The sequence below is a fragment of the Corynebacterium sp. HMSC30G07 genome (assembly GCF_001806945.1).
GTDB lineage: Bacteria > Actinomycetota > Actinomycetes > Mycobacteriales > Mycobacteriaceae > Corynebacterium > Corynebacterium riegelii.
Map to the genome: position 1 here is coordinate 253,660 of NZ_KV786480.1, position 22,395 is coordinate 276,054.

At 61.5% G+C, this 22,395-nt stretch carries 21 protein-coding genes and 1 pseudogene; 19 read left to right on the forward strand and 3 right to left on the reverse strand.

What is annotated here, in order from left to right; translation table 11 throughout:
* Window positions 1-32 precede the first annotated feature (32 nt).
* From HMPREF3104_RS11340 to HMPREF3104_RS11360, 5 genes are read left to right on the forward strand one after another with little or no spacing between them, the layout of a single operon-like run.
* Entirely contained in the window at window positions 33-992 is a 960-nt protein-coding gene (locus tag HMPREF3104_RS11340; RefSeq protein ID WP_052203606.1) for an ROK family protein, read from the forward strand.
* 13 nt (window positions 993-1,005) lie between these two features.
* Window positions 1,006-1,761 (forward strand): lysophospholipid acyltransferase family protein, encoded by a 756-nt coding sequence (locus tag HMPREF3104_RS11345; RefSeq protein WP_070495997.1) that lies wholly within the window; start codon window positions 1,006-1,008, stop codon window positions 1,759-1,761.
* Window positions 1,754-1,942 (forward strand): hypothetical protein, encoded by a 189-nt coding sequence (locus tag HMPREF3104_RS11350; protein WP_052203610.1) that lies wholly within the window; start codon window positions 1,754-1,756, stop codon window positions 1,940-1,942. The genes HMPREF3104_RS11345 and HMPREF3104_RS11350 overlap by 8 nt, the downstream gene beginning before the upstream one ends.
* The gene (locus HMPREF3104_RS11355) at window positions 1,939-2,454 is read left to right on the forward strand and encodes a polyadenylate-specific 3'-exoribonuclease AS (protein WP_070495999.1); all 516 of its coding nucleotides are present in this window, start codon (window positions 1,939-1,941) and stop codon (window positions 2,452-2,454) included. Before HMPREF3104_RS11350 ends, HMPREF3104_RS11355 begins: the two co-directional genes overlap by 4 nt.
* Window positions 2,455-2,496: 42 nt before the next feature.
* Window positions 2,497-3,885 carry a class II 3-deoxy-7-phosphoheptulonate synthase gene (locus HMPREF3104_RS11360; RefSeq protein WP_052203612.1) on the forward strand — a complete coding sequence of 463 codons (1,389 nt, stop codon included), beginning with the start codon at window positions 2,497-2,499 and terminating at the stop codon, window positions 3,883-3,885.
* Window positions 3,886-3,928: 43 nt separating this feature from the next.
* Here HMPREF3104_RS11360 and HMPREF3104_RS11365 read toward each other — a convergent pair.
* Window positions 3,929-5,146, reverse strand: a pseudogene (locus tag HMPREF3104_RS11365) (protein kinase); the annotation flags it as partial.
* A 9-nt stretch (window positions 5,147-5,155) separates the two neighbouring features.
* On the opposite strand from HMPREF3104_RS11365, the gene HMPREF3104_RS11370 reads away from it, so the two are divergent.
* Window positions 5,156-5,560 carry an Rv2175c family DNA-binding protein gene (locus HMPREF3104_RS11370; RefSeq protein ID WP_070496003.1) on the forward strand — a complete coding sequence of 135 codons (405 nt, stop codon included), beginning with the start codon at window positions 5,156-5,158 and terminating at the stop codon, window positions 5,558-5,560.
* Between the two features lie 21 nt (window positions 5,561-5,581).
* Here HMPREF3104_RS11370 and HMPREF3104_RS11375 read toward each other — a convergent pair whose 3' ends face one another.
* On the reverse strand, window positions 5,582-6,685 hold the full coding sequence (locus HMPREF3104_RS11375) for a polyprenyl synthetase family protein (RefSeq protein ID WP_070496005.1): 1,104 nt from the start codon (window positions 6,683-6,685) through the stop codon (window positions 5,582-5,584).
* Window positions 6,686-6,696: 11 nt separating this feature from the next.
* Window positions 6,697-7,257 carry a GNAT family N-acetyltransferase gene (locus HMPREF3104_RS11380; protein WP_052203618.1) on the reverse strand — a complete coding sequence of 187 codons (561 nt, stop codon included), beginning with the start codon at window positions 7,255-7,257 and terminating at the stop codon, window positions 6,697-6,699.
* A gap of 146 nt (window positions 7,258-7,403) precedes the next feature.
* Between HMPREF3104_RS11380 and HMPREF3104_RS11385 the strand changes: the two genes are divergently transcribed.
* The 13 genes from HMPREF3104_RS11385 to murC all read left to right on the forward strand — a co-directional run.
* Window positions 7,404-7,841: an SAV_6107 family HEPN domain-containing protein gene (locus HMPREF3104_RS11385; protein WP_070496007.1), complete on the forward strand. Its 438-nt coding sequence runs from the start codon at window positions 7,404-7,406 to the stop codon at window positions 7,839-7,841.
* A gap of 121 nt (window positions 7,842-7,962) precedes the next feature.
* The gene (locus tag HMPREF3104_RS11390; protein ID WP_070496008.1) at window positions 7,963-8,358 is read left to right on the forward strand and encodes a DUF3040 domain-containing protein; all 396 of its coding nucleotides are present in this window, start codon (window positions 7,963-7,965) and stop codon (window positions 8,356-8,358) included.
* A 710-nt stretch (window positions 8,359-9,068) separates the two neighbouring features.
* Window positions 9,069-9,503 carry a division/cell wall cluster transcriptional repressor MraZ gene (gene mraZ / locus HMPREF3104_RS11395; protein WP_052203625.1) on the forward strand — a complete coding sequence of 145 codons (435 nt, stop codon included), beginning with the start codon at window positions 9,069-9,071 and terminating at the stop codon, window positions 9,501-9,503.
* A 195-nt stretch (window positions 9,504-9,698) separates the two neighbouring features.
* Window positions 9,699-10,712, forward strand: coding sequence for a 16S rRNA (cytosine(1402)-N(4))-methyltransferase RsmH (rsmH, locus tag HMPREF3104_RS11400; RefSeq protein ID WP_070496010.1), 1,014 nt, complete (start codon window positions 9,699-9,701; stop codon window positions 10,710-10,712).
* Window positions 10,713-10,716: 4 nt separating this feature from the next.
* Window positions 10,717-11,415 (forward strand): cell division protein FtsL, encoded by a 699-nt coding sequence (locus HMPREF3104_RS11405; protein WP_052203629.1) that lies wholly within the window; start codon window positions 10,717-10,719, stop codon window positions 11,413-11,415.
* An 81-nt stretch (window positions 11,416-11,496) separates the two neighbouring features.
* Window positions 11,497-13,428, forward strand: a complete 1,932-nt coding sequence (locus HMPREF3104_RS11410; RefSeq protein ID WP_083279105.1) for a peptidoglycan D,D-transpeptidase FtsI family protein — start codon at window positions 11,497-11,499, stop codon at window positions 13,426-13,428.
* Between the two features lie 15 nt (window positions 13,429-13,443).
* Window positions 13,444-14,967, forward strand: a complete 1,524-nt coding sequence (locus HMPREF3104_RS11415; protein ID WP_070496012.1) for a UDP-N-acetylmuramoyl-L-alanyl-D-glutamate--2,6-diaminopimelate ligase — start codon at window positions 13,444-13,446, stop codon at window positions 14,965-14,967.
* Window positions 14,968-16,509, forward strand: a complete 1,542-nt coding sequence (murF, locus tag HMPREF3104_RS11420) for a UDP-N-acetylmuramoyl-tripeptide--D-alanyl-D-alanine ligase (RefSeq protein WP_070496013.1) — start codon at window positions 14,968-14,970, stop codon at window positions 16,507-16,509.
* Window positions 16,510-16,524: 15 nt separating this feature from the next.
* Window positions 16,525-17,631, forward strand: coding sequence for a phospho-N-acetylmuramoyl-pentapeptide-transferase (gene mraY / locus HMPREF3104_RS11425; protein WP_070496015.1), 1,107 nt, complete (start codon window positions 16,525-16,527; stop codon window positions 17,629-17,631).
* Window positions 17,601-19,004 carry a UDP-N-acetylmuramoyl-L-alanine--D-glutamate ligase gene (gene murD, locus HMPREF3104_RS11430; protein WP_083279107.1) on the forward strand — a complete coding sequence of 468 codons (1,404 nt, stop codon included), beginning with the start codon at window positions 17,601-17,603 and terminating at the stop codon, window positions 19,002-19,004. The genes mraY and murD overlap by 31 nt, the downstream gene beginning before the upstream one ends.
* A gap of 40 nt (window positions 19,005-19,044) precedes the next feature.
* Window positions 19,045-20,553: an FtsW/RodA/SpoVE family cell cycle protein gene (locus HMPREF3104_RS11435; RefSeq protein ID WP_083279108.1), complete on the forward strand. Its 1,509-nt coding sequence runs from the start codon at window positions 19,045-19,047 to the stop codon at window positions 20,551-20,553.
* Window positions 20,554-20,574: 21 nt separating this feature from the next.
* A complete protein-coding gene (locus HMPREF3104_RS11440; RefSeq protein WP_070496016.1) occupies window positions 20,575-21,669 on the forward strand; it encodes a UDP-N-acetylglucosamine--N-acetylmuramyl-(pentapeptide) pyrophosphoryl-undecaprenol N-acetylglucosamine transferase in 1,095 nt (364 codons plus the stop codon).
* 22 nt (window positions 21,670-21,691) lie between these two features.
* Window positions 21,692-22,395: UDP-N-acetylmuramate--L-alanine ligase (gene murC / locus HMPREF3104_RS12840; protein ID WP_246816428.1), on the forward strand; the 704-nt coding region annotated here is incomplete at its 3' end.

The following is a 22,395-nucleotide window of genomic DNA, read 5'->3' on the forward strand; positions in this document are numbered from 1 at the left end:
ATTGAGAGCGGGGGAGTCTACGATTGGCACCTATGGTTGCAACTTCTTCGCCGCTGACTGTCGGGTTTGATATCGGCGGAACGAACACTCGCGCGGCTGTGGTGGATGCTGGCGGCAGCGTGATCGCGGTGCGCTCTGGTGCTACGCCGGATACCGGTGCGGGCCTGACCAAGGCGATCGTGGACATGGTGGAACAGCTGCGCGCTGAGCACAACATCAGTGCGGTGGGCGTGGCAATTGCCGGCTTTTTAGACCCAGAGTGCGAGGTCGTGCGGTTCGCTCCGCACTTGGCGTGGCGTAATGATGCGCCGGTGCGCAAAGAGTTGGAAGCCGCCATTGGTCTGCCGGTGCGCCTTGAACACGACGCGAACGCCGCCGCCTGGGGTGAGTACCGCTTCGGTGTGGCGAAAGATGCTGAGACGTGGGTGTTTTTCGCCGTCGGTACGGGTATCGGCGCAACCTTGATGCACAAAGGCGAGATCTACCGCGGCGCGTTTGGTACTGCACCGGAGTTTGGACACCTCACCGTCGTGCCCGGTGGGCGTGTGTGCTCGTGTGGGAAGAAGGGATGTTTGGAGCGATATGCCTCTGGCACGTCGTTAGTAGATTGCGCGGTGGAGCGCGCCACTCAGGGTGAGTTCACTGACTGTGGGCTGTACCGCAAGGTAGTGGACAAGCGGGCCACGGGCCACGACGTCATGGATGCCGCGCGAGCGGGTGACCCGTTGGGGTTGGCAGCGCTGGAAAGCTTCGGCATTTGGCTGGGGCGCGGGCTTTCCATTGTCGCTGACGTGCTCGATCCTTCCCTGATTGTGCTGGGCGGTGGAGTAAGCGCGGATGCGGATCTGTTCCTGGACACCGCCTGCACAGAGATGAGAGAAACCATGGTCGGCGCGGGCTACCGCCCAGTGCCTGAGGTACTGCAGGCAAAGCTGGGCCCCCAGGCGGGTATGATCGGCGTAGCTGATTTGGCCCGCGTGAAGACGAACTAGAAGGATCCTGCATATGAAAAACCGGTGGTACTCGTTTTTCAAGGTAATCTTCGGACTTCCTCTGCGGGTGTATAACCGCCCGACGATTGAGGGCAAGGAGCACGTCCCAGACACCGGCCCGGTGATCTTGGTGTCTAACCACCAGTCCGTGATGGACTCGTTCTACCTGCCGCTGATGATGCCGCGTCAGATCCAATTCCCGGCGAAGAATGAGTACTTCACCGCGCCGGGCATCAAAGGCAGGCTGCAAAAGTTCTTCTTTAGTGCGGTGGGCCAGATTCCGGTTGACCGTGGAAGCAAAGATGCTGGCGATGCGCTGCAGGAAGCTGCCACAAAGGTGCTGGAGCGTGGTGACGTCTTTGGTATCTACCCGGAGGGCACTCGCTCACCCGATGGGCGTGTGTACAAGGGGCGTACTGGTGTGGCTCGCATTGCTATGGCCAGTGGCGCACCGATTGTCCTCGTGGCCATGTTTGGCGCGCGGGAGGCCAACCCAATCGGCTCGTGGATGCTGCGCCCGGTGAAGGTGCACATCAAACTGAGTGAGCCGATTGACCCGCACGCGTGGGCACATGAGAACGGGTTTGACCCAGAATCGCGCGAGGTCATGCGTCCGTTTACGGATTACTGCATGCAGAAGCTGGCTGCGCTTTCTGAAAACCCGTATGTGGACATTTACGCATCTGACGTGAAGAAAGAATTAGAAGCAACAGGAAACTATCCGGAAGGTGCGCAGCCGGGTGGTGCTTTGGAGTCGTGGCATGGATAAAGATCTGGTTGTACGTATCGTCCTTGTGGTGGTGACGGTGATTGCGTACCTGATTGCAGACACTCTTGAGTTTCACAACACGGTGCTCGCGCCGATTGCTGTTTTGACAGTGGCGGTGATTATGTTTTGGCCGCGGGTGGGGGACAACGCGGCGTCGACAAGCAAGAAGCCCAAAGCGTGAAGTACTTTTACGACACTGAATTTATCGAAGACGGCTCCACGATCGAGCTGATCTCCATTGGCGTTGTGGCCGAGGATGGGCGCGAATATTACGCCGTATCCACTGAGTTTGATCCGGCGAAAGCCAATAGTTGGGTGCGTGACAACGTGCTGGACAAGCTGCCCGAGGCTGGTGCAGACGTGTGGAAGCCGTTGGAGACCATCCGTGATGAGCTGTTTGCGTTCCTGACCGCGCGTGGGGAGCCGGAACTGTGGGCATGGGTGGGTGCCTACGACCATGTCGTGCTTGCGCAACTGTGGGGTGACATGCGTGGTTTGCCCAGGCAGCTGCCGCGCTACACGCGTGAGTTGAAGCAGTACTGGCTGATGGCAGGGCGTCCTCGTTTGCCGAAGCTGCCTGACGGAAACCACAACGCGTTGGTGGACGCGCGGCACAACTTGCGCAAGTACAAAGCGTGTGCGGAAGCGTTGCCGTTGACTCGCGACGGCAAGGTGTCCACATTGCGGAACTGATATTTCACACATTGAACGTGTGGGCGTGGTACAACTATTAGCGTGAGTTGGACTATCGATATTCCCAAGGATGTGCTGCCCGATCTGCCCCCGCTGCCGGGAGATCTGAACCAGCGATGGCTCGACGTGCTTTCCCTCGACGCGAAGCAGCAGCCGTCGTGGGATCCGAATCAGGCGGACTATGTGCGCAAGATTCTGGAGTCTGTGCCGCCGGTTGTGCTTGCCCCAGAGGTGAACAAGCTGAAGGCTCAGCTTGCAGACGTTGCGTTGGGCAAAGCATTCCTCCTCCAAGGAGGCGACTGCGCAGAGACCTTTGAGTCCAACACTGAGCCGCACATTCGCGCCAACATCCGCACCCTGCTGCAGATGGCGGCGGTGCTGACGTACGGTGCGTCGATGCCGGTGATCAAGCTTGGCCGTATCGCCGGACAGTACGCCAAGCCGCGTTCCTCTGATTACGACGAAAACGGCCTGCTGAACTACCGCGGCGACATTGTTAATGGTGTGGAGCCGACTGAGGAGGCACGCCGCCACGATCCGGCCCGTATGGTGCGCGCGTACGCGAACTCCTCTGCAGCGATGAACCTGGTGCGTGCGTTGGTGTCTTCCGGCACGGCGGATCTGCACCACATCAATGACTGGAACCGTGAGTTCGTGCGCAAATCTGCCGCGGGTGCTCGCTACGAGGCGCTGGCCCGTGAGATTTCGCGCTCCTTGGCGTTTATGGACGCCTGTGGTGTGAACGACGATAACCTGCGCCGCTCTGAGTTCTACGCCTCCCACGAGGCACTTTTGGTGGACTACGAGCGTGCAATGCTGCGCATCGCGGAAAACGACAAGGGCGAAACCAAGCTCTACGACCTGTCCGCGCACCAGCTGTGGATCGGCGAGCGTACCCGCGGCATTGATGATTTCCACGTGAACTTCGCCGCCCTGATTGAAAACCCGGTTGGCATCAAGCTTGGCCCGTCGATCACGCCGGATGAGGCAGTGGCGTACGCGGACAAGCTGGACCCGAACCGTGAGCCGGGCCGACTCACCATGATCACCCGTATGGGCCACGACAACGTGCGCAACGTGCTGCCGGGCATTGTCAAGGCAGTGGAAGCATCTGGCCACAAGGTGGTTTGGCAGTGTGACCCGATGCACGGCAACACCGTGACCGCATCCAACGGTTACAAGACCCGCCACTTTGACAAGATCATCGATGAGGTCCAGGGCTTCTTCGAGGTCCACCGTGAGTTGGGCACCCACCCGGGCGGCATCCACGTGGAGGCCACCGGCGAGAACGTCACCGAGTGCCTCGGCGGCGCCCAGGACATCACCGACGTGGACCTGCCGGGCCGCTACGAGTCCGCGGTCGACCCGCGTCTGAACACCGAGCAGGCCTTGGAGCTGGCCTTCTTGGTCGCGGAGATGCTGCGTTACTAGCAGGCTACTGACGGCTACTGGCCGGCTACTGGCCGGTCACAAAAATCGGCGGGAACATCCCGTACATGCCCGAGCCGAACCACCAGCCGCCAACCAACACGGCGGCGGTGGCGGCAATGGCAAAGCCCACAAACAGCGTGATAGCGAACCCGCCGCGGTTACTCACCGCGCGGGGGCGCGGCGCCGGCGTGCGCTGCGGCTGCGGGGCAGGGGCCGCAACGTGCTCGGGTGCGGGCGCTGGCAGGGGCGCACGCTCGGGGGCGGGTGCCGGAGCGGGTGCGGGCACGGCTGGCTCGTAGCGTGTGGCCGACGGCGCTTCCGGGAAGAGGCGCTCGTCGCGCGCACGTGGAGCGCCGACCCCAAAGACTGTCGGGTGCGCTGCCGCACGGTTCGCCGCGGCGTTGCGAGGTACCGGCACTGTGTAGTCCGGTAGCGCCAGTGCATCCGCAACATCTTCAAGCGCTCCCAAAAACTCCGCTGCATCGCGGAAGCGATCTTCGGGGTGGCGGGCGGTTGCGGTGGCCACGAGCTCGTCGAAAAGCATGGGCACCCCAGGCATCCAGGCTGAAGGCGGCGGGACGTCCTCACGCAGGCGCGCATAGGCGTGGGCGAGGGGAGTCTCACCAGAAAATGGCGTGCGGCCGGTAAGCAGCTCAAAGAGCACGATGCCGGCGGCGTAAACGTCAGAGGACTGTGTCATGGGGGAGCCGTCTACCTGCTCGGGGGAAAGGTAGCTGACCGTGCCCACAATCTGATCCGTGGAATGCGTGGCATCGGCAGCAGCACGCACTAGCCCGAAATCCGCCAGCTTTACGCGGTGATCCGCATCAATCAGCACGTTATCCGGCTTAATGTCGCGGTGAATCAACCCCTTGCGGTGTGCAACCGAAAGACCGGTGAGCATCCCGCGCATCACAGCCGCTGCAGCATGCGCAGGCATCGGACCGCGTTCATCTAGCAACTCACGCAGCGTCCCGCCAGTGATCAGCTCCATGATCAAAAAGATCGCGTCGCCCTCAGAGGAAAAGTCGTACACGTTGACCAGGTTCGGGTGACTCAGCTGTGCCATAGCGCGTGCCTCGCGGCGAAACCGCTCCGCAAACACCGGATCGTGCACGTACTGCTCATGCATTACCTTCGCCGCGACCTCGCGGCCTAAGCGAGTATCCACGCAGCGGTAGACGGTAGCCATGCCGCCGCGTGCAATCGCACGGTCAATGACATAGCGGTTATCTAAATAGTCCCCAACTGCCAACTGCATGCAACCAGTATGGCATTACACTTACACACCGTGAATACACCACAGCAACAGCCACAGCAGCCACAGACCCTTGACGCTTTGCTTGCAGACGAAGAACTGCTCGCATACCCCGACGTTGCCGAAACCCTCGGCGTACCGGTAACCAAGGTCCACGACCTTGTAGCCGCAGGCAAGCTTGTGGCCTACCGCAAAGACGGTGTGCGCTACATTCCCGCCGCGCTTCTGGACGAGGGCGAGCTATCCAAGTTTGTAGCGGGTGCGATCACCGTGCTTGCAGACGGCGGCTTTAACCCCGAAGAAATCCTCCACTTTTTGTTCACGCCCGATGCGTCCCTGCCGGGGCGCCCAGTAGACGCGTTGCATGGCCACGGTGCGCGCGAAGTGATTCGCCGCGCGCAGGCCATGGCGTTCTAAGTGTGGCGTTCTACGTAGGTTCTAGTTGTGCCGCGCGGTGGCCTTGATAGCCAGTGCGCGTAGGTTTTCCCGCACGTTTTCGGGTAGGTCAGCTGCATCAAGCTTTGCCAACCCTGAGGTGGTAAGCGCCTCAATGCGCTCTTCTACCGTGTCGACGGCACCGCTTTGCTCAATAATGCGCGCCAGTTCCTGCAGGTGCTCGGGGTCGGAGGCGACGCCGATGCCGTCGCGAAGAGTGGCGGCGTGGGGGCTTGACGCCGCGTCCAGAAGCGAAAGCGCACTTGCGTACAGCACGGTGCGCTTGCCCTCCCGGATGTCATCACCAGCAGGCTTGCCGGTCACCGCGGAGTCACCGAAGACACCAAGCAGATCATCGCGCAGCTGGAAAGCGATGCCGATGTCCTCGCCGTAGCCGCGGAACGCCTCGATGACTTCCTCGGAAGCACCCGCGAGCGCCGCCCCGAGATGCAGGGGACGTTCAATGGTGTACGCGGCAGTTTTGAAGCGGTTCACGCGATCAGCCATTTCCACAGACTCGCTGCCCTCGGCCTCCAGCATGATGTCCAGGATCTGCCCGCCGATAACCTCGGTGCGCATACCACGCCACGCGCTCTCAGCACGGGCCAAGGCTTCGGTGCTCACACCGGAGCCGCGCCACATATCTTCAGCCCACACTAGAGCCAGATCACCGATCAAGATAGCGGCGTTGGTGCCAAACACCTCAGCGTTTCCGCGAAAACCCTGCGCGCGGTGGGAGGCTTCAACGCTGCGGTGCACGGTGGGGTTGCCGCGCCGAGTATCGGAGGCATCAATGATGTCGTCATGCACCAAGGCGCAGGCCTGGATGAACTCCAGAGCTGTAACCGCGCGCAGCACCGCAGCAGGATCCTCACTCTGGTTTTGCAGGCCACCGCCGCCGACAAACCCTGCCCAGCCAAACAGCGGACGGATACGCTTGCCGCCACCAAGAACGAATCGCTCCAAGTGCCCCACAGCTGCGGTAACCGGGCCCCCAAGCTTGGCAATATCGCTGTCGCGCTGGCGGAAGAAACGCTCAAGTTCCGCGTTGACCGCTTCAGGGATGTGCTCGAAATCAGGGATCTGTTGGGATGATGGGGCTTGCATAGCCTCTAAGACTACAGATCAAGCGGCAAGCGCCTACCCAGGATGGCAAAAGGGCGGGTGTCGCCGGGATAGTAGAAATCCCGCGCGACATCTTCAAATCCAAATTTGCGGTACAGGCTGAACGCGTTGTTGGCCTCATTGTCCACCTCCGGGGTGGAAAGTACTGCCCACTTTGCCGGGGCAAGGCGCAGTAGCTCGCGCAGCATGGCAGCACCGATGCCGGCGCCCTGTTGTGAGGGGTGGACGTGGATCTCGGCTACCTCGAAATAGCTGTTGAGCAGGTCCTGGCGCTGTGGGGTTATACCGCCGTTATCTTCCATTGCGCGTACCAGCTGCTTGTCCCACCAGCGTTCGCGGCTGCCGAGGAAGCCGTAGCAGCCGCCCACCACCGTGTCCCCGTCGATTGCGGCCAAAGCAGTAAACCCAGGGGCAGTGACCTCGCCGCGCCAGACGCGCACGCGTTGGTTACTTATCTGTGGGTCATAGCCCATCGCCGAAACGTAGATCCCCACAAGGGCGGGCGCGAGGATGGAAAACTCGCCGGGACTCAAACGTCGAATGCTGATTGGCACTCCACTACCTAACCACGACACAGGTCTTCCGCGTGGCACATTCGGTATCGAACGGGTGTGCTATACGCTGGGTGGGTGTGTGGGGTGGGCGTTTTAGGGTTAGGGCAACAAAGAAAACAATGGAAGAAAAGATAGGGGAAACACCCATGAATAGTGTTGTATCTGCCACAACGTCCAAGGTCTACGGGTCGCCGGCGAGGATTTCGCGCCGGGATGCATTCTTTAATGCCGCCGAAGACCTGATTGCTGCGGCTCACGATGACGTTGAAGCTGGCCGCTTCGATTTAGCCATGGAGAACGCCTACCGTGCAGCACTGCGTATTGCGGGCGCGGTCAACGCCGGTTCTGAGGTACTGCGCAAGCGCAAGCGTCTGCCAACTAGCGCGTGGGAAAAATTAGCGTTGTGTGGGCCGGAAGGTAAGGAGTGGGCTGCTCGCTTTAGCGCCTACTCCCGCCTGCGTGGGCGGGTCGCCTCCGGTTTAGAGTTGCACCCCGATCCGGCGGTTGTGCTGAACCTTTTGGGCGATGCGGAAGAGTTTCTTTACGCAACGCATCCGGGCAAGGCGCCGCTGGCTGCTGCCTAGCTGGTTATCGAACTCTTTGCATAGCTAGTGTGGCTGCGGGAACAAAACGGCTACGATGGCCGTTGTTACAGCAACAGAGATTTAGCATTGCCCACCGGTAGTTGTGAAAGAGTTATAGCCAGTGTCTCTATCTGAGCAAGAACAGCAAATGCTGCGCGAAATTGAGAAGTCACTCCTCGCGGATGACCCGAGGTTTGCTAGCAGCGTGGCCCGTGAAGCCGGCTTTTCGGATGCGCCGCGAAGTGGTCAGCTAACGCTGCGCAGCGTCGCGCTGCTGGTCCTTGGCATTGTGCTGCTGCTTGGCGGCGTCGCCTTGTCTTCCCTCACCATTTGGGCCGTGCTGATTAGCGTGGTCGGCTTCGGTGTCATGATGGCCGGTGGTGTCATGGCACTTCGTGCACCCGCATCGCCGTCTCGTGGCCAGCGCCCAGCGGCAGGTGGGCAGCGTCCCCGCTCTGCGCGCAGTGTGAACATGGAAGAGAATTTCCGCCGTCGCTTCCAAAACCCTGACGCATAGTCAGTAGCAGTCTTATGCGCCCTTCCGTTTTTGGGAGGGCGTTTTTTCATTCCCGGTTGTATGTCAAAAGGTGTCGCGTGCTGACCGATTGGCCGTGCCGACCTCCTATGCGGCCATCTCTGGACAAATATGCAGGGGAAGATATGCAGGTCTGCAGGTCAAAGGGATTTTTCAATAAGAGGCCCGTTAATGAAAATGGGGCGCTACCTGCAGACCTGCATATCTTCCCCTGCATATCTGTTGAAGTTGGGCGAGGCGTGTTGGGCGAGGCGTGTTGGACTAGCCGGGGGTTGTTATGTCCGCACGCCCCCACCAGGGCCCCCCACTTCGCCCCACTAGAAGCCCCCACTTCGCCCCACTGGAGTCTTGTTTGGGGTCGATATGCGCCCATGGTGGGTATTCAGCGTGGGTTTTGTCCGGTTTGAGGGGTGGGGGAGCTGTGGGCGTCGTGAAGCAAAGTGTCCTAAATGTACGAAAGTGACACATGTGGCGGTAGAATCCCCGTATATCCCCCACCGCAGTAACCTGCAGTAATAGAGATTTTTCCGTTTATTTTGCCGCGCGGTATGGCGTTTGTGGGGCAAAGTGGGTTAAAGTGGGGCACAGCGGAGAATCGTGGTGGTCGCCTTGACTACGTGGCCACCGGGAATCGAAGCCACAGAAAACTGCATAAGCCAATGTCAGAAGGTGAAGGAAAGGTAGGTCGCCGGATGTTTCTGGGAACCTACACTCCCAAGCTCGACGACAAGGGGCGCCTGACGCTGCCCGCCAAGTTTCGTGAGGAGCTGGCGGACGGGTTGATGGTGACCAAGGGGCAGGACCACTCGCTAGCGGTCTTTCCTCGCGAGGAGTTCGCGCAACGTGCCCGTAAGGCCGCGGCGGCTTCTCGTACGAACCCGAAGGCACGCGCGTTCATCCGAAATCTGGCTGCCAGTGCGGATGAGCAAACGCTTGATGGTTCTGGTCGCATTACGTTGTCACCGGCGCACCGTGAGTACGCAGGCCTGACTAAGGAGTGCGTGGTCATTGGCTCGGTTGATTTTCTGGAGATCTGGGACGCAGAGTCCTGGGCCGCATACCAACAAGAAACTGAAGCCGCTTTCTCGGCGGCGGATGATGACGACATTCTCTCCGGTCTGCTCTAGGGACTGACTACCCCTAACACGGCAGGCACTGACTACTGACGGAGAGCGTGTACGGACTCTGTCCGGGGCGTGAGCTCCTCTGGTGTACTTCCCCGACATCAGAGCAGCCGCCCCGGACAGGGCTCTACTCGCTCCCCGCAAGGGCAACTCTTCAACACATCTACACACGCGCAGCAGGGCAAAGGGGTGGCACCCATGGATTACGCAATTGAGGCGAATCACGGTCATGTCCCTGTTATGCGTGATCGCATGGCGGAGCTTCTTGCGCCTGCGGTGGAGAAGTTCGGTTCCCAAGCGGTGATTGTGGACGGCACGTTGGGCGCCGGCGGCCACACCGAGCACTTCCTGACTGTGTTCCCGCAGGCTCGCGTTATTGGCGTTGACCGTGATCCGTTGGCGCTTGCGCAGGCCACGAAGCGCCTAGCGCCATTTGGTGATCGGTTTACCCCACTGCAGGCGCGCTTTGACCAGATCGCTGGGCCGATTGACGACGGTGAGGGCGACGCCTTCGATCTCGTACGCGAAGTCGGCGTGGCCGGTGCGCTCTATGACCTGGGTGTGTCGTCGATGCAGCTAGATCAGGAAGAGCGCGGCTTTGCCTACAAGGTGGACGCTCCGCTGGACATGCGTATGGATCCCACGCAGGGAATCACGGCGGCGGAGGTGCTCAACACCTACTCGCATGGTGACATTGCACGCATTTTGAAGACGTATGGTGATGAGCGCTTTGCGGGCAAGATCGCGTCTGCAATTGTCAAGGAGCGCGAGCGTGAGCCGTTTAGCCGCAGTGGGCGCTTAGTGGAGTTGTTGTATGCGACGATCCCGGCCGCGTCTAGGCGCACCGGCGGCCACCCGGCGAAGCGCACATTCCAGGCGCTGCGCGTTGAGGTCAACCATGAGCTTGAAGCGGTGGAGAACGTCGTGCCGGTGATTACGGATCTGCTTGGCGTTGGCGGCCGTGTGGTGTTCATGAGCTACCAGAGCTTGGAAGACAAGATCATCAAATCCGCGTTTGCGGAGCTGACCACGTCGAAGACCCCGCCGGGGTTGCCGATGGATCTTCCGGGTACCGCGCCGAAGTTCAAGCTTGTCACCCACGGAGCCGAGAAGGCGTCGCAGGCCGAGATTGATGAAAACCCACGTGCCGCCCCGGTGCGAGTGCGTGGCATTGAGAAGCTCCCGACCGATACCCCGAACGAAGGACAGTGAGACCATGGCAGTGAAAACCCGCGCAGCTGCAACTGTGTACGCGCCGGCGCCGACGCGCACGCCGCGTACCTCGCCTGACACCCGTCCGGGGTTGCGCCCGAATGTGCGCCCGCATGTGCCGCATCAGAAGTCGCGCGGTGGGCGTCTTGGCTCCCAGCAGGTGGTGTCGGTCCGTGGCCGTAGGGTGGCCACGACGGCGAAGCAGAAGACCGCATTAGGCAAGGTGGGCGGCTTGACGGTCGTGCTACTTGTCATCGGCGTGACCATTGCGATGCTGCTGTCTGGTCTGTCCACGGCGCAGACGTTTACCATCCAGCAGCTGCAGTCCCAGGAGCGCCAGCTGACCAATGAGGTTGAATCCCTCAACCGCAATCTGGAGGATCTGCGTTCTTCTGCGGAGGTCACTCAGCGCGCGGCAGAGAAGGGCATGTTGGTTGCTGGTCAGCCGGGCATTGTCGCCATGCTTGACGACGGCCGCATTGAGCACCGCCGCGACTTCAACCCAGAGTCTGTGGCCAAGTTGGTTGACGTTAATGGCGCACCGACCCGCGCCGACCGCGCAAGCAGTGATGAGAAGGCAACCGCTGAGCTTGGCGATAACTTGGCTCAGGTCCCGGGCGGCAACGTGGTGGGTGAAGCTCCCGCCGTTGAGGGGTTGGCCAACCTGGCGCCGTACCAGCCGAACGTTCCCGCCGCGTTCTAGCGCGTGGTGCGCCAACTTGCACTCGCCAGGGTGCAAGATGGATGGGAACTAGCAGCAGATAGAGGTAGGTGAGGTTTCGGCGTGGGCAAACATCCGCAGCCGGTACGGCAATCCCACATTACAAACCGCCGCGCCTCTGGGCTTGCGGTGGCGTTTCTCCTTGTAGCTGCGCTTTTAGTTGGCCGCCTGTTTTGGGTGCAGGTGGTGTGGGGCCCGGAACTTCGCGTCCAGGCTGCTGACCAGCGCACCCGCAAGTACGACGATGTTGCGCGCCGCGGCGAGATCACTGACCGTGAGGGCAAGCGTTTGGCCTATACCATGCAGGCACGATCGCTGACCGTTTCGCCGATCATGCTGCGCAAGGAGATCCAGGAGCAGCAGGAGCTGAAGCTGCGTGTAGAGGGCTTGTCTAAAAAAGACATCGACGCCCAGATCGATGCCCGCGTTGAAGACGTGCTGCGCACCATGGCCAATGAGATTCCGGTCATGATTGCGGAAGGCAAGCCGGAGACGGATCAAAGCGTGGACGACGGCGGTAACCGCACCGTGGGCAACGTTTCCGCCCGCGAGATTCTGGACAAGCTGAAGGCAGATACCCACTACGAGGTGTTGGTGCGCAACGTGGACCCGGATGTGGCCGCAAAGGTTGCGAAGAGTTTCCACGGCGTGGCGGCAGACCACCAGGACATCCGCCAGTACCCGAATGGTGCGATTGGTGAAAACATTTTGGGCAAGGTTGGCATGGACGGCCACGGCCAGTTCGGCTTGGAGGCCTCCAGTGACGCGATCCTGACCGGTATTAACGGCAGTTCTACCGAGGATGTCTCCGCCGACGGCCTTGCTATTCCGGGCAGTCTTCGCGACGTTGTGCCGGCGGTTGACGGCGCGGATATCCAGCTGACCATTGACTTGGATCTGCAGACCTTTGTCCAGCAGACGCTTGAGCAGGCGAAAGCGAACTCGCTGGCCAAGAGTGGCCAGGCAGTGGTGCTGGACGCGCACACGGGTGAAGTGCTGGCAATGGCTAACACGGACACCATTGACCCGAACGGCAACTTGGAAAAGCAGCTGAAGGAGGGCCGGGACTTTGACAACACGTCTATTTCGCACCCCTTTGAGCCGGGTTCTGTGGCGAAGGTGATCACCGCCGCCGCAGCAATTGAAGAGGGCCTGACTGACCCGTATGAGGTCCACCAGGTGCCGGGCTTTATTGAGATGGCTGGTGTTCGGGTCAACGACGCCTGGTCCCACGACGTTGCGCCGTACACCACGGCAGGCATCTTTGGTAAGTCCTCCAACGTGGGCACGCTGCAGCTTGCACAGCGCCTGGGCGAGGACCGTTACTGGGATTATGTGCGCCGCTTCGGCATTGGCCAGACCACCGGCATTGAGCTGCCAAATGAGTCCGATGGTCTGTTGCCGGTGCGTGAGCAGTGGTCGGGCGGCACCTTTGCCAACCTGCCAATTGGGCAGGGCATGAGCTGGTCCGCGCTGCAAATGGCTGGCGTGTACCAGGCTTTGGCGAACGGCGGTGAGCGTATTGAGCCGCGCATTATTGCCAAGGTCACTGGCCCGGATGGGGAGGAGATCCCGCAGCCGGAGCCGGAACGTGTACGTGTGGTCAGCGAGGAAACGGCACGGACCACGGTGGATATGTTCCGCTCTGTGTTCCAGTCGGACCCAACCGGGATGCAGTCCGGTACCGCTCAGAACGCAGGGCTGGAGGGCTACCAGCTTTCCGGTAAGACCGGCACGGCGCAGAAGGTGAACCCTGACACGGGCGCATATTCCAATAGCGCGTTTTGGATTACGTTTGCTGGTATCGCTCCGGCAAATGACCCGCGTTTTGTGGTTGCCGTCATGTTGGATGAACCGCAGCGTGGTCCGCTTGAAGGTGGCGCCGGCGGCCAGTCGGTTGCGCCGGTATTTACACAGATTGCCAGCTGGTTGCTCAACCGCGAGAACATTCCGCCTAGCCCACACGCAGAGCCATTCCTGCTGCAGGCACAGTAAGAGAGGAAGGACACCATGAACGCAGTAAACGGGGCAACCATCCGCAATCTTGCCCAGCTGGCTCACGCTGAACTTGTCAACGCGCCGAGCGAAGACATGACGGTGACCTCTATCAGCCTGGACTCTTCCGCAGTAGAACCCGGGGGCATCTTCGCGGCACTTCCCGGCACCCGGGCACACGGCGCGAGCTACGCCAAAGATTCCAAGGCAAGTGCTTTGCTTACGGACGCCGACGGGCTCGCCATCATCCGCTCCACCAAGGACCCACGCCCAGTGCTTGTCGTTGACAATGTTCGCGCTGTGTTGGGGCAGGTGGCTGCTGAGGTGTACGGGTGGCCGTCGACAAGCATGAAGCTCATCGGGGTGACCGGAACCTCGGGCAAAACCACCACCACCTACATGTTGGAGCGCGGGCTGGCTGCGGCCGGCTGCAAGGTGGGGCTCATTGGTACGACCGGTACGCGTATTGCAGGCGAAGATGTGCCAACGAAGCTCACCACCCCTGAGGCGCCGAAGCTGCAGGAGCTGTTTGCGCGGATGCGCGACGCTGGGGTGACACACGTGGTGATGGAGGTCTCCTCCCACGCGCTGATGCTGGGGCGCGTTGGCGGCACGCAGTTTGATGTGGCGGGCTTTACCAACCTGTCCCAGGACCACCTGGATTTCCACTCCACCATGGAGGAGTATTTCGAGGCCAAGGCCCTGTTCTTCGATCCCGAATCGCCCTACGCGGCCGAGAAGTCCGTGATCTGTGTTGATGACCAGTGGGGCGTGAAGATGGCTGGCATTGCCAAGGATCCTGTGCTGGTGGGTACCCGCGGCCAGGACGGTGTGGACGTGTCCGCGCACCAGGAAAGCGTGGATGCCACCGGCGTGCAGCACATTTCGCTTGAGGTACGCGGTGCGCCGCACACGCTGATGCTGCCCATGCCGGGCAAGTTCAACGTGGCTAACGCGGCGCTGGCTGTGGCACTGGCAACGGAAGTTGGGGTGGACACAGAAGCGTTCATCCAGGGCCTGTCCGGGGCGAGCGTGCCTGGGCGTATGGAGCCAATTGACTGCGGCCAGGAGTTTGTAGCCGTGGTGGACTACGCACATAAGCCTGCCGCGATTGCCGCAGTGCTTGAGACCCTGCGCGGCCAGGTTAGCGGGCGCGTAGGAATTGTGGTGGGTGCTGGTGGTGACCGTGATGCGTCGAAACGCACGGTGATGGGCGCGGAGTCTGCCAAGGGGGCGGACTTGGTGATTGTTACTGATGACAACCCGCGCACCGAGGACCCCGCCGCGATTCGCGCTGCCGTGCTGGCGGGCGCGCGCGAGGCAGGCGGACGCGCCCAGGAGATCCGCGAGGTTGCCGGTCGTGCCGCGGCGATTGACCAGCTTGTCGCGTGGGCTAAGCCGGGCGATGCCATCATTGCCGTTGGTAAAGGCCACGAGGTGGGCCAGATCATCGGAGAGACCACCCACCATTTTGATGACCGTGAGGAAATGCGCCGCGCACTGCATGCGCGCATGGGCGCCAGTGAGGAGATGGACTAAGTGATACCGCTTACCCTGGAGCGCATCGCCGAAATCACCGGCGGTTGCTTAAGCCCAGAGGCAGACCCGAAAACCCAGGTCACAAGCTTTGTGGAGTTTGACTCCCGCAAGATCACCCCGGGTGGGTTGTTCATTGCACTGCCGGGCTCGCGTGTAGACGGCCACGATTTCGTCCCCAAAGCCATCGAGCAGGGAGCGGCCGCAGCGCTTGTTACGCGTGAGGTGTCAGCACCTGCGATCATTGTGGACAAGGTGCCGCCGAAAAAAGGCGACAACTCTGACTTGGCCGTGAATGATCCGGATGGTTCCGCCGCAGGTGTTGTGGCAGGCATGACAAAGCTTGCTGCGTATGTGGCGCGTGAGCTGAGCACGAACTACGGGCTGACCATTGCGGGCATTACGGGCTCTGCTGGCAAGACTTCTACCAAGGACCTGATTGCCGCGGTGCTGTCGCGTGCGGGGGAAACGGTCGCCCCGCCGGGATCCTTTAACAACGAGATCGGCCACCCGTACACGGTGCTGCGCTGCAGTGAAGATACAGACTTTTTGGTGGCTGAGATGTCCGCGCGCGGCATTGGCCACATTGCGCACCTAGCAAAGATCGCTCCGCCGAAGATTGGCGTGGTGCTCAACGTCGGCTCCGCCCACTTAGGTGAGTTCGGCTCGCGGGAAAACATCGCGCTGGCCAAAGGTGAGCTGGTGGAGGCACTGCCAAAAGCCGCAGATGGGGGAGTGGCGGTGCTCAACGCGGACGATGATCTGGTTTCCGCGATGCACACGCGAACCCAGGCTCGCGTGGTCACGTTTTCTGCCGAAGGCAAGAACAACGCGCAGTACTACGCCACAGGCGTCACGCTGGATGAGCTGGCGCGCGCAACGTTCACGCTGCATACTCCTGCAGGTGAGCCGCAGCAGGTGCGCTTGAACGTGTTCGGCGCACACCAGGTGTCCAACGCCCTTGCCGCCGCCGCAGTCGGCGTGGAGTCCGGCATGGATCCAGCCGTGGTGGCCGAGGCGTTGAGCCAGGCGCACTCTGTTTCCGTTGCGCGTATGGATGTAGGCACGCGCCCAGACGGCGTGACCGTGATCAATGACGCGTACAACGCCAACCCGGAATCCATGCGCGCGGCCATCGCTGCACTTGGGTTTACTGCCGCGGCGCGTCCCGGTGTGCGCTCCATCGCGGTGCTGGGCGAAATGGCGGAGTTGGGCGGTTCTTCCACAGAAGAACACGCTGAGCTTGCAGATGAGCTTGCCCGCTACCGGGTCACGCACCTGGTCACCGTTGGGTTCAACGATGCTACGGAAGCGCTGGCAACGCGCGCAGTGGAACACGGCATTGATACCCACCAGGTGGCGGACGCGGATGGGGCGGCGGAGGTCGTCGAAAAGCTGATAGCTCAACCACCCGCCGGTGTGGAGGGCTGGGCGGAGATGCGCCACCGCGATGTTGTGCTGGTCAAGGCCTCGAATGCGCTTCGGCTATGGGCAGTGGCGGAGCGACTGATGCCGGGCAATACCCTTATGAGTGACAAAAGTTAGGCACTGAGGAGAGTCATGATCCAACTCATCATCGCCGGGATTGTTAGCTTCCTGGTGGCGATTTTCACCACCCCAGTGCTCATCCGGTATTTCCACCGCCGTGAGATGGGCCAGGAGATTCGTGAGGACGGCCCACAGTGGCACGCCAAGAAGCGCGGCACACCCACCATGGGCGGCCTGGCCATCCTGCTGGGCATCACCGTGGGTTACGTGGTGAGCGCCCTGTATGCAATTGCTGGTGGGCATGCCGGTTTCACGGCTTCCGGTTTGATTGTGTTGGGGCTGACACTCTCACTCGGGCTGGTGGGCTTTGCTGATGATGGCATCAAGATCTTCTTCAAGCGGAACCTTGGCTTGAACAAGACCGCAAAGCTGGTCGCGCAGCTGGTCATCGCGATCGGTTTCGGCTTGCTCATTACGCGCTTCCCTAACGACGCAGGGCTGACGCCTGGTTCCACCTTCCTGTCCCTGACCCGAGATGTTGAGACCATCGATATTGCCGTGGGCGGGGGAGTACTGGGCATCATCCTGTTTTTGGTGTTCATCTACTTGCTGCTGGCGGCCTGGTCGAACGCAGTGAACCTGACGGACGGTCTGGATGGTTTGGCCGCTGGTACCACCGCACTGGTGATGGCGGCCTACACGTTTGTTACGTTCTGGCAGTTCCGCAACTCCTGCGAGGCTGCCGCAACCGCCGGCTGCTACTCGGTGCGTGACCCGCTGGAGCTGGCTGTGCTGGCCGTGTCCGGGTTTGGCGCCTGCATGGGCTTTTTGTGGTGGAACGCGGCGCCGGCCAAGATTTTTATGGGCGATACCGGCTCGCTGGCGCTCGGTGGCCTGGTTGCCGGACTGTCGGTGACCTCGCGCACGGAGCTGCTCATGGTGATCATCGGCGCGCTGTTTGTTATTGAGGCTGCGTCTGTTGTTATCCAGGTGGCGTCCTTTAAGACCACCGGTAAGCGCGTTTTCCGTATGAGCCCGTTCCACCACCACTTTGAGCAGGGCGGCTGGCCGGAGACGACAGTGGTGATTCGGTTCTGGCTGATCTCTGGCATGGCCGTGGCTACTGGTCTGGCGGTGTTTTACTCAGAATGGCTGTTCCAGATTGGTGTGTCGCTGTGAGTGGCGTGAGCGTGCCGGCGCCGTTTGATCGCGGCGTGATTGTCGCTGGTGCTGGCGTGTCCGGCACCGGCATTGCCACGCTGTTTCGTGGCATTGGCGTGGATGTGCTGATTGCGGATGACCGCGCAACGGGTGAGGGCATCATCACCACTGAGGCGGCGCGCGCTCACTTCGGTGAGGTCGGTGCGGTTGTCACGTCCCCAGGTTGGCGGCCCGATTCGCCCTTGCTTGTCGACGCCGCGTTTGCCTCCCTCCCCGTCATCGGCGATGTAGAAGCCTGCTACAGGCTTGACCGCGCCGGTGTGTTCGGCCCGCCTCGGGACTGGCTGGTGGTCACCGGCACGAACGGCAAGACGACCACGACCGGCATGTTGGCGGCGATGATGCAAGAAGCCGGCAAGGACACCGGCAAGCGTGCGGTGGCGTGCGGCAACATTGGCGTGGCCGTGGCAGATGCGTTGGATGCGCCGCAGCGTGTCGACGTGTTGGTGGCGGAGCTGTCCAGCTTCCAGCTTTTCTGGTCCGATCAGCTTGTGCCGGATGCAGCCGTGTTGCTGAACCTAGCGGATGACCACATTGATTGGCACGGTTCGTTTGCCCACTACGCGGAGGCGAAAGCGCGCGTGTTGCGCGCCACGCATGCGGTAGCTGGCATTGATGACCAGCATGTGCGCGAGCTCGTAGCTCGCACGGGACGCGATGACATCATTGGCTTTACGCTTGGGAATCCGCTGGCTGGCCAGGTTGGCGTTGCGGGTGGCCGGATCGTGGCCAACCTGCACGGCAAAACGGTGGATGTCGCCTCGGCGGAGGGCATCGAGCCTGCCGGCGCGGCCGGCGTGCTCGACGCACTTGCCGCTTCTGCCGTCGCGTTGACCCAAGGTGCGCGCCCCGAACACATTCAGCGCGCTCTTGCGCAGTATCACGTGGAGGGCCACCGCGGCGCGGTTGTGCATAGCGCCAACGGCGTGAACTGGGTGGATAACTCCAAAGCGACCAACCCGCACGCCGCGGATTCTGCGCTGACTGGCGCGGGCACCGTCGTGTGGGTGGCAGGCGGCCAGCTCAAAGGTGCTGCGGTTGATGAGCTCATTGCCGCGCACGCGCACCAGTTGCGCGCGGTGGCGCTGATGGGCGTGGACCGTGAAATCTTAGGTGATGCGCTTTCTCGCCTCGCCCCGGACGTGCCCGTCTTTGTCACGGACTCCACGGACCCGGATGTTGCTATGGAACAGGTCGCAGATTTTGCGGCCGCCCAAGCCCAACCGGGCGACACGGTGCTTTTGGCGCCGGCTGCGGCAAGTTTGGATATGTATTCCGGAATGTCGGCGCGTGGTAACGCGTTTGCCGCCGCGGCAATGAGACACTGCTAGGCACTACATAACTATCCGAGCGAAAGGGCACTATTTTCCGATGACGGCCACTGGAACCCGCCAACGCTCGATGAAGCGCCCGCCGGAATCGGGGTTTGCCCGTGCACTTCGGCGGATGCGTCAATCCATGGATTCGTACCCGCAGTTGGATTACACGGTGATCCGCACTGTGGTGCTGGTGCTGACTGGCCTTGGCGTGGTCATGGTCATGAGTTCTTCGATGGCCACGTCCTTTGCCTTGTCTGAAAACCCGTGGGCGATTGCCGTGCGCCAGGGAGCGATGGTGTGCGCGGGTTTGTTTGTGTTTTGGCTGGCGCTGAGGACGCACCCGGAGCGGCTGAGAACGTTTTCCTCGTGGTTCATGCTGGCCTCTGTCCTGCTGTTGATCGCGGTGTTGATCCCGGGCATTGGTACAGGCCGCGAAGAGGTTGGTTCCCAGTCGTGGATTGTGCTTGGTCCGTTGCGTCTCCAGCCTTCTGAGGTTGCCCGTATCGCCATTGCTATCTGGGGTGCCCAGGTGCTTGCGGGCCGTGATCCGCGCGACTGGAAGCGTGCTGGTAGCGGCTTCCCATTGTTTGTGTTGGTTGCGGGACTGTGTGCTGGTTTGATTGCCGCACAGGGCGATATTGGCATGGCCTTGTCCTTTTCAGTCGTGGTTGCGTTGATTCTCTTCTTCGCTGGGGTGAGCTGGGGAATCATCGGCGTGCTTGGTGGGGTTGTTGGTTTTGTGGCTGCTGTCGCATTTTTCTCTGGTGGTTTCCGTTCTCAGCGTTTCCACGTGTACTTCGACGCGCTTTTCGGCCATTTCGAAGACACACGCGGTGTGGCCTTCCAGTCGCACCAGGGCTTTTTGTCGCTTGCAGACGGCTCATTGTTCGGCGTCGGACTCGGCCAATCCCGCGCCAAGTGGTTCTACCTGCCAGAGGCACGCAATGACTTCATCTTCGCGGTTATCGGTGAGGAGCTCGGCCTGTGGGGCGGCGCCCTGGTTATCGGGCTGTTCGCTGCGCTTGCATGCTTTGGCTTGCGCTGTGCGCGTCGTGCCCAGAGCCAGTTCCAGTCCTTGATGGCTGCGGCGCTGACTGCGGGTGTTGTTTCCCAGGCGTTTATCAATATCGGTTACGTGGTGGGCCTGCTGCCGGTGACCGGTATTCAGCTGCCGATGCTGTCTGCTGGTGGCACGTCCGCGATTATCACCTTGGCGGGTATGGGCGTGTTGGCGTCTATTGCGCGCCATGAGCCGGATGCGATTTCGTCGATGCAGAACCATGGGCGCCCAACCTTCGACCGCGTGCTGGGAATTCCGGAGCCGCGCACGTTGGCGCAGCTGCGTGAGGAGTCGAAGCCGGCGCGTGGTGCGGTTGGGCGTGTGCGTCGTGAAGCAGACAAGCGCGAGGCACGCTTCGGCGCCCCGATCGCTGGTGGCCGTACCGTGCGTCCTACCGCGTCGCGTGCGCCGCGCCGTGACCAGCCGCGCCGCGAAGCCACGCGCTCTCGTGGAGCCTACGGTAATCATGGCGCCCTCAATTCAGACCGCCGCGCCGGTTAGTGCAAGCAAAGGGGAGTTTCGTTGTCTTTCTCATCTTTGAGTGTTGTTGTTGCTGGTGGTGGCACTGCAGGCCATATTGAGCCGGCTTTGGCTGTGGCGGAGGTGCTGCGTGACACCTACGGGGCTGAAGTTCGCGCTTTGGGCACGGAAAAGGGTTTGGAGACCACGATCGTGCCGGCTCGTGGCTTTGAGCTGTGCTTGATTGATCCGGTGCCCATTCCGCGCGGCAAGCCGTGGAAGCTGTTCGGGGTGCCCGCGAAGCTTGCAAAGAGTGTGAACCAGACGCGCCGCGCTTTGAAAGATGCTGGCGCGAAGGTGGTGTTCGGCACTGGCGGATACGTCGCGGCTTCTGCGTACTTGGCGGCGAAGTCGCTCGGCTTGCCGTTTTTCGTGCTGGAAACCAACGCGCTTGCAGGCATGGCCAACAAGCTTGGTGTGCGCCTTGGCGGCGTAGGCCTGAATGCGGTTGCTAATTCCGGCATGCCCGGTGACGTGGTTGGTATTCCGGTCCGTCCGGGCGTGGGTGTGGACCCGGATGGTGCGAAGGCTGAGCGCGGCTACCGCATGTGGGACCTTGATCCTGCTCGCCCAACCTTGCTGGTTACGGGTGGTTCCCAGGGTGCGGTGAGCATCAACACGGCGCTTGCCGGTGCGATTGAGCGTCTCACCAGTGAAGGCTTCCAGGTGCTGCATGCTTATGGACGCAAAAACGACGCCCCCGCACCCCACCCCGGCTACACAGCTGTGCCATATATCGATGACATGGAAGCCGCCTACGCGGTGGCCGATGCGGTGCTATGCCGCTCTGGCGCGATGACGGTGGCAGAGAACTCCGCCGCTGGCCTGCCCGCCATTTACGTGCCGCTGCCGCACGGCAACGGTGAGCAGGGGCTCAACTCCGCCCATTTGGTTTCCGCCGGTGCCGCGCTGCGTATCGACGATTCCGCGCTCACCCCCGACACCCTCTACGAGGCAGTCAAGGATGTCCTTGGTAGCCCTGAGCGTGTGGAGGAGATGCGTCGCGCACTAGCCGAAACGGGTGCGGGTGAGGTGGCGGAAGACATTGCGCGTCGCATAGCTGGAGCCGCTGAGTCGGCCGCTGAGTCGGCCAAGTAGAAGTTACGTAGATTAAGGAACCATGATGCAACCCGCAGTTGATCTTTCTCGCGTCCACCTCATTGGCATTGGCGGCGCTGGCATGTCGGGCGTGGCCCACATCCTGCTTGACCGCGGTGCGGTTGTTACCGGCTCTGATGTGAAGGATTCGCGCCCGGTGCGCGCTCTTCGCTCCCAGGGGGCGAAGGTTGCCGTGGGCCATGCGCCGGAAAACCTTGAGCTTTCCGGCCAGCTGCCCACCGTGGTGGTGACCAGCTTTGCCGCGATCCCGAAGGACAACCCGGAGCTGGTGCGCGCACACGAGGAGAACATTCCGGTGATTCGCCGCTCGGATCTGCTTGGTGAGCTTATGGAGGGCTACACCCAAGTCCTGCTCGCCGGCACCCACGGCAAGACGTCGACGACCTCGATGACGGTCGTTGCATTGCAGGCAGCTGGCATGGATCCGTCTTTTGCCATCGGCGGCCAGCTCAACCGTGCGGGCACGAACGCGCATCACGGCGGGGGAGAGGTTTTCGTCGCTGAGGCTGATGAGTCTGATGCCTCACTGCTGCGCTACAAGCCGGACGTTGCCGTGATCACCAACATTGAGCCGGATCACCTGGATTACTTCGGTACCCGCGAGGCCTACTTTGAGGTATTTGATGCCTTTGCGGACCGCGTCACCGACGGCGGCCACCTCGTGGTGTGTTTTGATGATGACAACGCTGCCGCCTGCGGCAAGCG